This is a genomic window from Shinella zoogloeoides, from assembly GCF_020883495.1.
Classification (GTDB): domain Bacteria; phylum Pseudomonadota; class Alphaproteobacteria; order Rhizobiales; family Rhizobiaceae; genus Shinella; species Shinella zoogloeoides.
Map to the genome: position 1 here is coordinate 3,721,227 of NZ_CP086610.1, position 15,390 is coordinate 3,736,616.

General features: G+C 64.6%; 11 protein-coding genes. 5 read left to right on the forward strand and 6 right to left on the reverse strand.

The annotated features are described in order from the left end of the window. Positions 1-133: 133 nt before the first annotated feature. Positions 134-2,032 (reverse strand): molecular chaperone DnaK, encoded by a 1,899-nt coding sequence (gene dnaK, locus K8M09_RS18255; RefSeq protein ID WP_160786804.1) that lies wholly within the window; start codon positions 2,030-2,032, stop codon positions 134-136. Between the two features lie 721 nt (positions 2,033-2,753). On the opposite strand from dnaK, the gene K8M09_RS18260 reads away from it, so the two are divergent. Further along, positions 2,754-3,122 (forward strand): hypothetical protein, encoded by a 369-nt coding sequence (locus K8M09_RS18260; protein WP_160786803.1) that lies wholly within the window; start codon positions 2,754-2,756, stop codon positions 3,120-3,122. Between the two features lie 73 nt (positions 3,123-3,195). Here the strand turns inward: K8M09_RS18260 and K8M09_RS18265 are convergent, their stop codons facing one another. From K8M09_RS18265 to K8M09_RS18285, 5 genes are all read right to left on the reverse strand, one after another. Continuing rightward, positions 3,196-5,424, reverse strand: coding sequence for a transglycosylase domain-containing protein (locus K8M09_RS18265; protein ID WP_160786802.1), 2,229 nt, complete (start codon positions 5,422-5,424; stop codon positions 3,196-3,198). A 139-nt stretch (positions 5,425-5,563) separates the two neighbouring features. Continuing rightward, positions 5,564-5,989, reverse strand: a complete 426-nt coding sequence (locus K8M09_RS18270; protein ID WP_380735310.1) for a BA14K family protein — start codon at positions 5,987-5,989, stop codon at positions 5,564-5,566. A gap of 141 nt (positions 5,990-6,130) precedes the next feature. After that, on the reverse strand, positions 6,131-7,078 hold the full coding sequence (locus K8M09_RS18275) for a lysylphosphatidylglycerol synthase transmembrane domain-containing protein (RefSeq protein WP_160786801.1): 948 nt from the start codon (positions 7,076-7,078) through the stop codon (positions 6,131-6,133). Positions 7,079-7,278: 200 nt separating this feature from the next. After that, positions 7,279-8,670: a M20/M25/M40 family metallo-hydrolase gene (locus K8M09_RS18280; protein WP_160786800.1), complete on the reverse strand. Its 1,392-nt coding sequence runs from the start codon at positions 8,668-8,670 to the stop codon at positions 7,279-7,281. A gap of 81 nt (positions 8,671-8,751) precedes the next feature. Continuing rightward, positions 8,752-9,192 carry a MarR family winged helix-turn-helix transcriptional regulator gene (locus K8M09_RS18285; RefSeq protein ID WP_160786799.1) on the reverse strand — a complete coding sequence of 147 codons (441 nt, stop codon included), beginning with the start codon at positions 9,190-9,192 and terminating at the stop codon, positions 8,752-8,754. Between the two features lie 403 nt (positions 9,193-9,595). Between K8M09_RS18285 and polA the strand changes: the two genes are divergently transcribed. The 4 genes from polA to K8M09_RS18305 all read left to right on the forward strand — a co-directional run bounded on the left by polA (position 9,596) and on the right by K8M09_RS18305 (position 15,390). Then, positions 9,596-12,577, forward strand: coding sequence for a DNA polymerase I (polA, locus tag K8M09_RS18290; RefSeq protein ID WP_160786798.1), 2,982 nt, complete (start codon positions 9,596-9,598; stop codon positions 12,575-12,577). Positions 12,578-12,604: 27 nt separating this feature from the next. After that, positions 12,605-13,657, forward strand: a complete 1,053-nt coding sequence (locus tag K8M09_RS18295) for a glycoside hydrolase family 5 protein (RefSeq protein WP_160786797.1) — start codon at positions 12,605-12,607, stop codon at positions 13,655-13,657. A 309-nt stretch (positions 13,658-13,966) separates the two neighbouring features. Beyond that, positions 13,967-14,221 carry an acyl carrier protein gene (locus K8M09_RS18300; RefSeq protein ID WP_160786796.1) on the forward strand — a complete coding sequence of 85 codons (255 nt, stop codon included), beginning with the start codon at positions 13,967-13,969 and terminating at the stop codon, positions 14,219-14,221. Then, a complete protein-coding gene (locus K8M09_RS18305) occupies positions 14,218-15,390 on the forward strand; it encodes an acyl-CoA dehydrogenase family protein (protein ID WP_160786795.1) in 1,173 nt (390 codons plus the stop codon). Before K8M09_RS18300 ends, K8M09_RS18305 begins: the two co-directional genes overlap by 4 nt.

A 15,390-nucleotide genomic window follows, 5' to 3' on the forward strand; every position in this document is an offset into this window, starting at 1 on the left:
GAAGGGAAGGCCATGACGTCGTCGCCGCGATAAACGGGAGTGATCATGGTGCCTTGTTTCCCTTCGCGCTGACTTCCGCCTTTTCGCTATCCGTTGCACCGGCCGCGCTTGCGCGGCCGGTTTGGCTGGAGGCTTAGGCCGACTTCTTGTCGTCCTTGACTTCCTCGTAGTCGGCATCGACCACGTTGTCGCCGGCATCGCCCGAGGCGTTCTCTTCGGCCTGCTGGGCCTCGTAGATCGCCTGGCCGAGCTTCATGGAGACTTCCATGAGCGTGTTGGTCTTGGCCTTGATGTCCTCGGCGTCCGGCTCGGAGGCTTCGACAGCGGTCTTGAGGTCGGCAATCGCGTCCTCGATGGCCTTGCGGTCGGCTTCCGTGACCTTGTCGCCGTATTCCTTGACGGACTTTTCCGACGAATGGATCAGGCTTTCGGCCTGGTTCTTCGCCTCTACGCCCTCACGACGCTTCTTGTCGGCCTCGGCATTGGCTTCGGCATCCTTGACCATCTTCTCGATGTCGGCGTCGGAAAGGCCGCCGGACGCCTGGATGCGGATCTGGTGCTCCTTGCCGGTGCCCTTGTCCTTGGCCGAAACCTGCACGATGCCGTTGGCGTCGATGTCGAAAGTGACTTCGATCTGCGGCATGCCGCGCGGTGCCGGAGGAATGCCGACGAGGTCGAACTGGCCGAGCAGCTTGTTGTCCGCGGCCATTTCACGCTCGCCCTGCGAAACGCGGATGGTCACGGCCGACTGGTTGTCTTCGGCGGTCGAGAAGGTCTGGCTCTTCTTCGTCGGGATCGTCGTGTTGCGCTCGATCAGACGGGTGAAGACGCCGCCCAGCGTTTCGATGCCGAGAGACAGCGGGGTCACGTCGAGGAGGAGAACGTCCTTGACGTCGCCCTGCAGAACGCCGGCCTGGATGGCGGCGCCCATGGCGACCACTTCATCCGGGTTCACGCCCTTATGCGGCTCCTTGCCGAAGAGCTGCTTGACGACTTCCTGCACCTTCGGCATGCGGCTCATGCCGCCGACGAGAACGACTTCGTCGATCTCGGCCGCCGTGACGCCGGCATCCTTGAGGGCTGCCTTGCACGGGGCGACGGTGCGCTGGATGAGGTCGTCGACGAGCGCTTCGAACTTGGCGCGGGTCAGCTTCATCGTCAGGTGCTTCGGACCGGAAGCGTCCGCCGTGATGAACGGCAGGTTGATTTCGGTCTGCTGCGAGGACGAAAGCTCGATCTTGGCCTTTTCGGCAGCTTCCTTGAGGCGCTGCAAGGCGAGCTTGTCGTTCTTCAGGTCGATGCCCTGGTCCTTCTTGAACTCGGCTGCGAGATATTCGACGAGACGCATGTCGAAGTCTTCACCGCCGAGGAAGGTGTCGCCGTTCGTCGACTTCACTTCGAAGACGCCGTCGCCGATTTCCAGGACCGAGATGTCGAACGTGCCGCCGCCAAGGTCGTAGACGGCGATGGTCTTGCCGTCCTTCTTGTCGAGGCCGTAGGCGAGCGCGGCAGCCGTCGGCTCGTTGATGATGCGGAGCACTTCAAGACCCGCGATCCTGCCGGCGTCCTTGGTCGCCTGGCGCTGCGCGTCGTTGAAGTAGGCCGGAACCGTGATGACGGCCTGCGTGATGGTCTCGCCGAGATAGGATTCGGCGGTTTCCTTCATCTTCTGCAGGATCATCGCGGAGATCTGCGAGGGAGAATAGCCCTTACCGCGGGCGTCGACCCAGGCATCGCCGTTGTCGCCCTTGACGATCTTGTAGGGAACGAGACCCTTGTCCTTCTCGACGAGCTTGTCGTCGTAGCGGCGGCCGATGAGGCGCTTGACGGCGAACAGGGTGTTTTCCGGGTTGGTGACCGCCTGGCGCTTGGCCGGCTGGCCGGTCAGCCGCTCACCGTCTTCGGTGAAGGCGACCATGGAAGGCGTCGTGCGCGCGCCTTCGGCGTTTTCAATGACCTTCGCGTCCTTGCCATCCATGACGGCGACGCAGGAATTGGTCGTTCCAAGGTCGATACCGATTACTTTAGCCATGTCATTCTCTCCTTCAAGCGAACTGCCGGAACCCATTCAGGCATTCTTTTGGCAGCCCCTAATGGTATGGTCTTGTCGAAAACCCCGGCCTGAACCGGAGCTTTGCGGGGTATATAAGGACCACTCCAGACGACTGCAAGACATGGACGAGCCGCAAAGCTCGCGAAATCAGCGTGTCCGGGAGGATTTTGTACGCCGTCTGCGTTCCCCGCAATCAACCGCAATCGCGCGCGGGTTTCAAGGGACTGTCCGTGGTTCCTCGCGGCGTTGCGGGAAGAGGGTGGGCAGAAGTACGGAAACGGCGAGCCACCATCCGCCGCGCTGGGATGAGCAGCGGCGTTCCAATGGCAATGGGTGCAGGAAACATCCAGCATATTCAATGGCACCCCCCGGCTTTCCAGGCGCTATTTCATCCCCGCTGCCTCCAGTCACGCACACAATCGTCCAACTGAGCGAGAACGGACTGCTGCAGGGGAGTGGGTCGTTGCACCGGAAATCTACAGGCGGCCTAACCGGGTGGAACAGATGGAAATTGATCGAATCGGCCGCGTCTATGGGTGCCATTGGTGCGGTACAAAGGTGCCAGGAACCAGAAGAGGCCATTTCATCGGCGATCATCAGGTGCCAAAGTCGGTAGGAAAGCCAAGCCGGATTTATCCGCATTGCTGGTCGTGTAGCCAATCACAAGGCGGCTTGTTGTCAAAAGGGAGATACTGACATCATGACTGTTCAACGCCTGTCGATCGCGCCGGAATATGTAAGTTTCTATGCTGCAGGCCGCCGAGATGTGCCCATTCCAACCCATATGGATCGAAGAGGCGTCCTTTCCTCAAAAAACTGCATCTTAATTCCGGCACTCTACTATTACGACGGAGACACGCATGTGACGTTCGGCCCGGCGTCCGAGATTACCGAAGCAGGGAAACCCGATTTCGACGGCATCCTCAATACGCCGAACAGAGAGCTTATCCTGTTCGATGCGAATGAGCCTCAGTATGCCATTGCGACCGTAGCTGCGGAGAGGACTCGTATCAGGATCTGGATGGATCACCCCGACGAGCCCGAACACGTCACCATTGCTTGGGGATAGAGACGGTGCGCCAGTGCTGTCACTCGTTACCAATGATGGCACCATGTATCGACGGCGCAAAGGACGTTCGGCATCACCCCCCGGTGAGGAAGTCGAAGAGGGTCGTGCGGCGTGTGCCGGTCTGGCGCTCGCCGCCGACATCGGTCGGCGGGATCAGGCCGTCGTCGAGGGGGACCGCGCCCGTTTGGTCGGTCGCTACCGCTTCGCCGTTGCCGGCGGGCCGCTGGTCGGTGTCGAGCGTGCGGGAAATGATGTCGAAGAGCTGGTCGCCGCCTTCTTCCGGCGCGGCGCGGGCCGGGTCCTGCAGCGGGTCGCCGTTCGCCGTGCCGAAGAGCGGGGAGGGCGAGAGGCCCGCATGGGCGGCGGTCATGAATTCGCCCCAGGCTTTCGCCGGAAGTCCCCCGCCCGTCACCTTCTTCATCGACTTGCCGTCGTCGTTGCCGAACCAGACGCCCGTCGTCAGGTTGCTGGTATAGCCGACGAAGAGTGCGTCGCGGAAGGATTGCGTCGTGCCGCTCTTGCCGGCGGCCGGCCAGCCGGGAATGCGGGCATTCTTGCCGGTGCCCTCGGTGATGACGCGCATCATCATGCCGTTCATCATGGAGACGATGTTCGGCTCCAGCACGCGGGGCGGGTTGTCGTAGGTGTTCTCGTAGAGCACCTTGCCCTCTGCCGTCGAGATGCGCCGGATGATGTGCGGCGTCGCCTTGTAGCCGCCGTTCATGAAGGGGGCGTAAGCGGAGGTCAGTTCCACCAGCGTCACTTCCGACGTGCCGAGCGCGATGGAGGCGTTTGATTGCAGGTCCGATTCGATGCCGAGCCGGCGCGCGAGCTTGATCACCTCGCCCGGGCCGACCTCCATGACGAGCTGCGCGGCGATGGTGTTCAGCGAATTGGCGAGCGCCGAGGCGAGCGTCACCTCGCCGCGATATTTCTGGTCGTAGTTTTCCGGCGTCCAGTTGCCGATCTTCACCGGCGCGTCGTTGCGCACGGAAAGCGGCGAGCGGCCGGCTTCGAGCGCCGCCGCATAGACGAAGGGCTTGAAGGCGGAACCCGGCTGGCGCTTGGCCTTGGAGGCGCGGTCGAACTGGCTTTCGGCATAGTCGCGCCCGCCGACCAGCGCGCGGATCGCGCCCGTGCCGTCGATGGAGACGAGGGCGGCCTGCGAGGCGTTCGATTTCGCGCCGTCCTTGTCGAGCATTGCCGAGAGCGTCTCGTCGGCCTTCTTTTCGAGGTCCAAGTCGATCGTCGTGTCGATGACGAGGTCTTCCTTGATGTCGCCGATCATGCCGGGAAGCTGCGCCATCACCATGTCGGCGGCGTAGTATTGCGCGCCGGACCAGTAGCTCTTGGCCCGCGCCGGGGTCTGCGACATCGCGCTCTTGATCTCGTTGTCGGTGACGTAGCCTTCCTCGCGCATGGCGCCGAGAACGACCTGGGCGCGCGCTTCCGCCGCCTCCGGGTCGCGGGCGGGCGACAGGCGCGAGGGTGCTTTCAGGAGGCCGGCGAGAAGGGCGGCCTCGCCGAGATTCACATCCCGCGCCGACTTGTTGAAGTAGCGCCGCGAGGCGGCTTCCACGCCGTAGGAATTGGAGCCGAAGAAGACGCGGTTGAGATACATCGCAAGGATCTGGTCCTTGGAATATTTGTGCTCCAGCCAGAAGGCGAGCAGCACTTCCTGCACCTTGCGCTCCAGCGTGCGCTCGGGCGAGAGGAACATGTTCTTGGCAAGCTGCTGGGTCAGCGTCGAGCCGCCCTGAACCATGCGGCCGGTCGTGACATTGGTCAGCATCGCGCGGGCAAGGCCGAGCGGGTCGACGCCGAAATGCGAATAGAAGCGCCGGTCCTCGATGGCGATCACGGCCTGCGGAATATAGGGCGACATGTTCTCCAGCGACAGCGCCTCGCCGCCGGTCAGGCCCCGGTTGGCGATGATGTCGCCGCTGACGGCGAGGATCTTGACGTTCGGCGGCCGGTCCGGGATCGACCAGCTCGTGGCGCTCGGCATGCGCGCGCCGTAATAGAGCACCAGCCCGCCGACGCCGATGGCGCCCCAGATGCCGAGCACGATGCACCAGTAGAAGAGCCGGCGGAAGAGGCCGAAGACGCCGCCGGAAGAGTCGCGCCGCCGGGACGATGCGCGCCGCTGCCGCTCGGCCTTGGCCGGCTTGCCGCGCCCGCCCTTGCGGCCGCCGCCCGCCACGCGGTCGCCTGCGCCGACGTGGAAATCATCGTCGTCGTCGCGGCCTGCCGATCCCTGGAAGGACGGTTCGATGCGCTGGGATTTGCGGTTGCCTGCCATAAGCGGTCGGATATGCCCTCGGAACGTTGGCGTCCGGTGGACTCTAAATGCGGCGATTTAAGGGGTGGTTAAGAAGCGGTGAACGGCGTCCGCCACTTTAAGGGGATCGGGCGGCCCGAAGGCCGCCCGGAAAGTCGCCTCAGAAGTAGGGCGAGAGGCACTGGCGGCGCGGCCCCTGATTGGGCTGGAACGTGTTGTCCCAGGATCGATAGGAGCGGAAGCGCGCATAGCACCACTGGACATGGCGCGGGTTGATGCCCGCGTCGCGCGGCCGGTTGTTATTGTTGTTGTTGGCGATAGCGCCGCCGATGATCGCGCCCGCGCCGAAGGCCGCCATGGGATACCACCAGCCGTCCGAGTGGCGGCGATAGCCGCGGCGATGATAGCGGGAGCCGCGATGGCCGTTGTGCCAGCCATGGCGATTATGATGGCGGTTGCGGCTATGGTGGCGATTGCGGTTGCGGTTCTGCACCTGCAGGACATCGCTGGTCTGGGCGATATCGGCCTTGACCAGCGGCATGGCGACAACCGGCGCCGGAACGAATGTCGTGGCGAACATGGCCATGCCGATGAAAGCGGAAAAGCCGCTCTTGATCATTGCCTTCATATGGATCTCCCTCAGTTGCCATTGTCGAATTGCGATGGCACGCACCATAGCATGAATGCCCCCGGATGAACCGGAGGTGAACCAAAAATATCCGCCCCGTCAATCCTCGCCATTGCTGCGGCGGGCGAGGAAGCGGGAGCGCTCGTAGACCAGAATGACCACCAGCGCCATGATGAAGGGAACGATGAGATAGAACAGCCGGAAGACGGCGAGCGCCGCGAGGACGGCGGCCGGATCCATGTCCGGCAGGCCGGCGATGAAGACGAGTTCCAAAACGCCGATGCCGCCCGGCGCATGGGAGAGCAGCGCGACCGAGAAGGAGGCGAGGAAGATACCGAGAACGACGAAGAAGCCGGGATTGCCCGCCGCCGGCAGCGCGAAATAGATGATCGCCGCCGCCCCGATCAGCTCGATGGGCGCGATGATAAGCTGGCGAAAGACGAGCGAGGGCTTGGGATATTCCAGCTTCAGCCAGCGCGTATCGACCGGCCGGAAGCCGACGAGGCTGCCCACCACGTAGAGCGCGACGAGGGCGAGCAGGAAGATGCCTGTCGAAAAGGCCGCCTCGATCGGCAGGAACTTGGCGAAGCGGCCGACGATTTCCGGCTCCAACACCAGCACGAGGCCGAACAGCATGACGGTGCCGAGCGCGAAGGTGAAGGAGCAGAAGGCGACGAGCATCCCCACCTCGGACCCGCTCAATCCCTTCGACGTATAGGCGCGGTAGCGCACCAGCGCCCCGGAGAACACCGAGGCGCCGATATTGTGCGACAGCGCATAGGTGGTGAAGGAGGTGATGGTGATGAACCACAGCGAGATGCGGTGGCCGAGGTGCTCCAGCGCCAGATGGTCGTAGGCGGCGAGCGCGGCATAGGCGAGAAGCGTGGCGAGGCAGGCGAGTATCCAGCCGGAGGCTGGAATGGCGTGGATGCTCGCCATGAATTCGTCGAGCGACAGGCCCCTGAGGTCCCGGTAGAGGATATAGACCGACAGGGCGATCGCGGCGGTGCTGACGAGCGGCCAGAAGAATTTCCTGAGCCGCTTCATTCCGCCTTGCCCCCGGTCTCCGGCATATCGCCGCCCGGGCGGCAAAGCCCCCTTGCAATCGGTCCCGACGCCATCCTTGCCCTTTTCCCATCGTCCGGGCCTGTCATCGCCTTGCGGCGCGCGGCCCTTGTCGTTGTTCAGTTGGCCGGCATTTCCATTCCCTATCGTTAATGCCGGCCAATTTCGTCATCACATCTGCGTCAGTGCGCCGCGAGCGCCGCAAGGATGCGCACCCAGGAGCGGATGCCCTTCTCGAAGGAGCGCAGCTCGTATTTCTCGTTCGGCGAATGGATGCGGTCGTCCGACAGCGCGAAGCCGACGAGCAGGGATTCCATGCCCAGCATCTTCTGGAAATCCCCAACGATGGGGATGGAGCCGCCCATGCCGATGACGACGGCGGGCTTCGGCCATTCGTCGGAAAGGGCCGACTTCGCCTTTTCGAGCAGCGCGGAATCGTAGGGAAGCTGGATTGCCGGCGAGCCGCCATGGGCGTGGAAGGAAACCGAGCAGTCGGCCGGAACCTTCGAGCGCACATAGGCGCGGAAGGCATCGCGGATCTTGGCCGGATCCTGCTTGCCGACGAGGCGGAAGGAGACCTTGGCCGAAGCTTCCGCCGCGATTACCGTCTTGAAGCCTTCGCCGGTATAGCCGCCGGTGATGCCGTTCACTTCCGCCGTCGGGCGCGCCCAGGTCAGTTCCAGCACGGAGCGGCCCTTCTCGCCCGAGGGGATCGAAAGGCCGATCTTGCCGAGGAACTGTTCCGCCGAGGTGCCGAGCTTGTCCCAGGCGGCCTTGATCTGCGATGGGGTCTCCTCGACGCCCTCGTAGAAGTCGTCGAGCGTCACGCGGCCGGTCTCGTCGTGCAGGCCGGCAAGGATGCCCGAGAGGATGTGGATCGGGTTTGCCGCCGCGCCGCCGAAATGGCCCGAATGCAGGTCCCGGTCGGCCGCCTTGACGATGACCTCCTCGCCGACGAGGCCGCGCAGGCCCGCCGAGATGGCCGGCGTATCGGCGTCCCACATGCTGGTGTCGCAGACGAGCGCGAAATCGGCCGTCAGTTCCGCCGCATTGGCCTCGAGGAAGGGTTTCAGCGAGGGCGAGCCGGATTCTTCCTCGCCCTCGAAGAGGATGGTAACGCGGCAGGGCAGGGCGCCGGCGGTTTCCTTGTAGGCGCGGCAGGCTTCCACGAAGGTCAGGAGCTGGCCCTTGTCGTCGGAGGTGCCGCGGCCGGTGATGATGCGCCGGCCGCCCTCGACTTCGCGCACGGCCGGCTCGAAGGGATCGTTGTCCCACAGGTTCAGTGGATCGACGGGCTGGACGTCGTAGTGGCCGTAGAACAGCACATGCGGCGCGTCGGGCTTTGCGCCGTCGTGATGGGCGACGACCATGGGATGACCGGGCGTGTCGCGCACCGTGGCGTCGAAGCCGAGCGAGCGCAGCTCCGCGACCAGCCACTCGGCCGCGCGGCGGCATTCCGGCTTGAAGGCCGGGTCGGTGGAGATGGACTTGATGCGGACGAGTTCGAACAGGCGTTCGAGGCTGGCGGGAATGCCGGCGCTGGCGCGGTCGAGGACGGGCAGAATATTGGTCATGGTCGAATCCCTTGCGAATTGCGCGGCGACATTAGACCGATCGTGTCGGGGAGGGCAAATCGTATGACGGTCTTGCGATGGTCAGACGCGCGGATCGCGCCCGAGATTGGCCAGCACCATGCGCATATATTCGAGAAGCAGTTCCCGCTCGAAGCGGCGGAACCCCTGGAACAGCGCATCCTCCGTGGCCGAGGCCGCCGCGAGCGCCGTTTCCTGCAGCGCCTTGCCCCTTGCGGTGAGGAAGACGAGCTGCGCGCGCTTGTCCTTGGGGTGGCGGCGGCGGGAAACGAGACCGTCCCGCTCCATGCGCGAAAGCGTGTTGGCCATGGTCGCCTGCTCGATATCGAGACGGTCGAGAAGCTCGCGCTGGGTCAGGCCGTCGCCGCTCCACAATTCGAGCAGGACCGGGAACTGGCCGGGCGCAAAGCCTGACCCGTCCGCCCGCGCCTGGAGTGCGCGGGACGCCGCTTTCGCCAGGAGATTGGCGAGGTAGGCAGCCGACTCCTTCCGGTCAAAGTCCATGAGCGGAAGCTAAGCTGGTTCGCGGCCGAAGACAATGCGCTATCGGCGGCGGTTGCAAGGGGTGGATCGCAGGCTATGCAAGCCCCAAATGAAAGAAGCCGCCGTCGACAGGAGGCTTGTCGCGGCGGCTTCTCCCGAATTATGGACAAAGGCCCGGAGAGGGGGATAAGGCCTTTGTCCTCGTCTGGCGCGGCGGGGGACAGGCCGGGATGCCAGACAGCGGCTTGATCAGGTGCCGATGAGGAATATTTGTGGGTCCGAATGTGGCTTTTCAAGGGATTCGAGGCCCCCGGAAAATTACAAATTGGTAACGTTCCTGTGAGGCTTTCCGATCCTTCGAAAGGGGGCTGGAAGCGCAATGAAAGATGGACGCGGAAAGCCGCCCGCGCTATCCATTCCCCCCATGAAAAAAGGTGATCATCTCTTCCTCGTTGACGGCTCGGGTTTCATCTTCCGCGCCTTCCATGCCATCCCGCCGCTCAACCGCAAGTCGGACGGGCTGCCGGTCAATGCCGTCTCGGGTTTCTGCAACATGCTGTGGAAGCTGCTGAAGGATGCGCGCAATACCGACGTGGGTGTGACGCCGACCCATTTCGCCGTCATTTTCGACTATTCCTCGAAGACCTTCCGCAATGCGCTCTACGACCAGTACAAGGCCAACCGCACTGCGCCGCCGGAAGACCTGATCCCGCAATTCGGCCTGATCCGCCACGCCACGCGCGCCTTCAACCTGCCCTGCATCGAGAAGGAAGGTTTCGAGGCCGACGACCTGATCGCCACCTATGCGCGCCTTGCCGAAGCCGATGGCGCGGACGTCACCATCGTCTCCTCCGACAAGGACCTTATGCAGCTCGTGACTGAGAACGTCTCGATGTATGACGGCATGAAGGACAAGCAGATCTCCATTCCCGAGGTCATCGAGAAATGGGGCGTGCCGCCGGAGAAGATGATCGATCTCCAGTCGCTGACGGGCGACAGCACGGACAACGTGCCGGGCGTGCCCGGCATCGGCCCGAAGACCGCCGCCCAGCTTCTCGATGAATATGGCGACCTCGATACGCTGCTTGCCCGCGCCGAGGAGATCAAGCAGGTCAAGCGCCGCGAAAACATCGTCGCCAACCGGGACCTCGTGCTGCTTTCGCGCCAGCTCGTCACGCTGAAGACGGATACGCCCCTCGACGTGCCGCTTGACGAGCTGATCCTGCATCCGCAGGACGGCCCGAGGCTCATCGCCTTCCTCAAGGCAATGGAATTCACAACGCTGACGCGCCGTGTCGCCGAAGCCTGCGACTGCGATGCCGGCGCCATCGACGCCGCCGACGTTCCCGTCGAATGGGGCACCGAGGCGCGCGGCCCCGACCTCGACAAGGGTGAGGCCGCCGCAGCGGCTCCTGCTGCCGAGGGCAAGGCGGCAGCAGCCGAGACGACAACGCTTCCGGCCACAGCGCCCGGCGAGGCGACGCCCGCGGCGCTCGCCAAGGCCCGCGCGGAGCGTTTTTCCGCAGCGCCCATCGATCACTCCACCTATGAGACGGTGCGCGATCTCGCCGCGCTCGACCGCTGGATCGCCGCCGCGCGCGAAACCGGCCTCGTCGCCTTCGACACCGAAACGACCTCGCTCGACGCGATGCAGGCCGAGCTTTGCGGCTTCTCGCTCGCCATCGCCGACAATGCCAGGGACCCGACGGGAACCGCGATTCGCGCCTGCTACGTGCCGCTGAACCACAAGACCGGCGTCGGCGATCTTCTCGGCGGCGGGCTGGCCGAGGGGCAGATTCCGATCCGCGCCGCTCTGGAGCGGCTGAAGGCGCTGCTGGAAGACCCGTCCGTCCTCAAGGTCGCGCAGAACCTCAAATACGACTACCTCGTCATGCGCCGCCACGGCATCACGGTTCAGGGCTTCGACGATACGATGCTGATGTCCTATGCGCTGGATGCGGGCGTGACGACACACGGCATGGACACGCTCTCCGAGCGCTGGCTCGGCCACAAGCCGATCGCCTACAAGGACGTCGCCGGCTCCGGCAAGGGCGCACAGACCTTCGACATGGTCGATATCGCCCGCGCCACCGCCTATGCGGCGGAGGATGCCGACGTGACGCTGCGCCTCTGGCATGTGCTGAAGCCGCGCCTTGCCGCCGAGCGCATGACGACGGTCTATGAGCGGCTGGAGCGCCCGCTGGTGCCCGTGCTCGCCCGCATGGAAGAGCGCGGCATCACCATCGACCGGCAGGTGCTCTCGCGCCTTTCCGGCGAACTGGCGCAGGGCGCGGCCGGTTTCGAGGAAGAGATCTATGAGCTTGCCGGCGAGCGCTTCAACATCGGCTCGCCCAAGCAGCTCGGCGACATTCTTTTCGGCAAGATGGGCCTTCCCGGCGCGTCCAAGACGAAGACCGGCCAGTGGTCCACCTCCGCGCAGGTATTGGAAGACCTTGCCGCGCAGGGCATTCCGCTGCCGCGCAAGATCGTCGACTGGCGCCAGCTCACCAAGCTGAAATCCACCTATACCGACGCGCTGCCCGGCTTCGTGCATCCCGATACCAAGCGCGTGCACACATCCTATGCGCTCGCCTCGACGACGACCGGCCGCCTGTCCTCCTCGGACCCGAACCTGCAGAACATCCCCGTGCGCACGGCCGAAGGCCGCAAGATTCGCACGGCCTTCATCTCGACGCCCGGCCACAAGCTGGTCTCGGCCGACTACAGCCAGATCGAGCTGCGCGTGCTCGCCCATGTGGCTGACATCCCGCAGCTCAAGCAGGCCTTCGCCGACGGCATCGACATCCACGCCATGACGGCCTCCGAAATGTTCGGCGTGCCGGTCGAGGGCATGCCGTCCGAAATCCGCCGCCGCGCCAAGGCGATCAATTTCGGCATCATCTACGGCATCTCGGCCTTCGGCCTCGCCAACCAGCTCTCCATCGAGCGCTCGGAAGCGGGCGATTACATCAAGAAGTATTTCGAGCGTTTCCCGGGCATCAAGGACTATATGGATTCGACCAAGGCCTTCGCCCGCGAGCACGGCTATGTCGAGACCATCTTCGGCCGCCGCGCACACTATCCGGAGATCAAGTCCTCCAACCCCTCGGTGCGCGCCTTCAACGAGCGCGCCTCGATCAACGCGCCGATCCAGGGGTCTGCGGCCGACATCATCCGCCGCGCCATGGTGAAGATGGAGCCGGCGCTTGCCGCTGCCGGCCTTTCCGCCCGCATGCTGCTGCAGGTGCATGACGAACTGATCTTCGAGGTCGAGGACGGCGAGGTCGACAAGGCCATTCCCGTCATCGTCGACGTCATGGAGAACGCCTCCATGCCGGCGCTGTCGATGAAGGTTCCGCTGAAGGTGGATGCGCGCGCGGCGACCAATTGGGACGAGGCGCATTGAGCGGGCGAACCGGAACGGAGGCAAGACATGCGGTTCCTATCCGGGACGACGGGGCTTTTCCGGCTGGCGGCGGCCGTGGCGGCGATTGCGTTTCCTCTTGAGGCCGGCGCGGCCTGCCTGAAGGGCGTCAACCTCGCCGGGGCCGAATTCGGCGAGGGGCGCGGCGTCTACGGCAAGGACTATACCTATCCCTCGGTCGAGACGATCGGCTATTTCGCCGGCAAGGGCTTCAATGCCGTGCGCCTTCCCTTCAAGTGGGAACGGCTTCAGCCGCGGCTGAACCGCGGCTTCGACAAGGCCGAGCGCGTGCGGCTTGCCGAGACGGTTGCGGCGCTGCGCCAGGCCGGCATGACCGTCATCCTCGATCCGCACAACTACGCCTATTACGACAAGAAGCAGCTCGGGGCCGAGGGCGGCGTGCCGGACAGCGCCTTCGCCGATTTCTGGCGGCGGCTCGCCGAGGAATACAAGGGCGATGCCGGCGTGCAGTTCGGCCTGATGAACGAGCCGCATGACGTGCCGGCGGCACAATGGCTCGCCTCCGCCAATGCCGCCATCGCCGCCATCCGCAAGGCGGGCGCGAAAAACCTCGTCCTCGTGCCGGGCACGCTCTGGTCGGGTGCGCATAGCTGGGAGGAGGAGCGCGAGGGCGGCTCCAACGCCGCCGTCATGCTCGGCATCGTGGACCCGGCGAACAACTACGTTTACGAGGTGCACCAGTATCTCGACGCGGACTTTTCCGGCACGGCCAAGACCTGCGAGCGCGCTGACGATGCGGTGAAGGCGCTGGAGCGGTTCACGGACTGGCTGAAGCGCAACGGCCAGCGCGGCTTCCTCGGCGAATTCGGCGGCTCCGCCGATCCGGCCTGCCTTGACGGACTTGCCCGCATGACGGCGCTCGTCGGCAGGGAGAACACGGTCTGGACCGGCTGGACCTACTGGGCGGCGGGCGACTGGTGGCCGGCGGACGAACCGCTCAACATCCAGCCGACCGCCGATGGCGACCGGCCGCAACTGGCCGCGCTTGTCGCCGGCGGCGGGCTTGCCGCCAAGCCGGAAGCCTGCCCGGCCCTGCCCTAGAGGCGTTTTCACGCGCCGGGCCGCTTTTCCACGGCGCTTTCACCCTATGGATAACGAAGCCTGAACGCTCCCGGTTCGTATCGTTACGGAACGGCGGCCGCCGCGTGCAATCCCCGGGAAAACCGGGCGCGCTCAGCTTTTCTTCATGAAGGGCCGGAAAGGTGCGTTTCAGGGCGATCCAGTTTTCCCGGCGGCTTCACGAAATCTTATCCATGTCCCTTCAGGTGATCTTATACAGCGGGGCGTATGCCTGTCGGGAATGATGAACAGGCCAGCTTTCCGGCTGCAAAGAAAGCGATGGAGAAGAACATGAAGCAGAAGATTCGTGACATTCTGGGCAAGCACGGCGGTCTCCCGGTGCCGGTCGACACGCTCTCGGACGATGCCGATCTCTATGCGGCGGGCCTGTCCTCCTTTGCCTCCGTGCAGGTGATGCTCGGCATCGAGGAAGCCTTCGACGTCGAGTTCCCCGACAGCCTGCTCAACCGCAAGTCCTTCCAGAGTATCGACGCCATCGCCCGGGCCGTCGCAAGCCTCGTCGGCAATGCGGAGGCCGCCGAATGACACTCACGGTCGGTTCCAGCCTCGTGGAACGCGCCGAGCGCGTTTCCGCCGTGGCTGCCGCGCATGCCGACGACGTGGACGTCAAGGGCCGCTTCCCGCGCGAAGCGGTCGATGCGATGATCGCCGAGCGGCTGCTGTCGATCCAGATTCCCGCCGCCCTCGGCGGCGAGGGCTGCACCCTTTCCGAGATCGCCGAGGTCTGTTCGCTGCTCGGCCAGGGCTGCTCGGCCGCGGCCATGATCTTCGCCATGCACCATATCAAGCTGTCCAGCCTCGTCACGCACGGGCAGGAAAGCGCCTGGCACGCCGCCTTCATGCGCCGTGTCGCCGACGAGCAGCTTCTGCTCGGCTCGGCGACGACCGAGGGCGGCATCGGCGGCAACCTGCGCAACAGTATCTGCGCCATCGAGGTCGAGGGCGGCACCTGCCGCCTGACCAAGGACGCGACGGTCATTTCCTACGGGGCCGAGGCCGATGCGATCCTCATCACCTCCCGCGCCCATGCCGACGCCGCCTCGACCGACCAGGTCATGACGGTCTTCACGAAGGACCAGTACACGCTCGACCGCACCCATGTCTGGGATACGCTCGGCATGCGCGGCACCTGTTCGGACGGCTGGCTCTTCAAGGGCGAGGCGCCGAAGGAGCAGATCTTCCCCAAGCCCTTCGCCGAGATCGCCGCCCAGTCGATGCTCGCCACCTCGCACCTGCTCTGGAGCGCGGTGTGGTACGGCATCGCGGTCAACGCGGTTTCCCGCGCGCAGGCCTTCGTGCGCGCCGCGGCCCGCAAGAGCCCCGGCGTCACGCCGCCCGGCGCGCTGCGCCTTGCGGAAGCCTCGAACCTCCTCCAGCTCCTCAAGTCGAACACGATCGCGGGGCTGCGGGAATACGAGGTGGCCAAGGCCGATGCGGACCGGCTCTCCTCCATGGGCTTTGCGGTTGCGATGAACAACGTGAAGATCGCCTCCTCCGAGACGATCCTCGTCATCATCAACCAGGCCATGCTGATCTGCGGCATCATGGGCTACAAGAACGGCACGCCCTACAGCCTCGGCCGGCACCTGCGCGACGCGCATTCGGCCCAGCTCATGATTTCCAACGACCGTATTCTCGGCAACACCTCGAACCTCCTGCTCGTTCACAAGCAGGACACCAGCCTGATCGGGTGA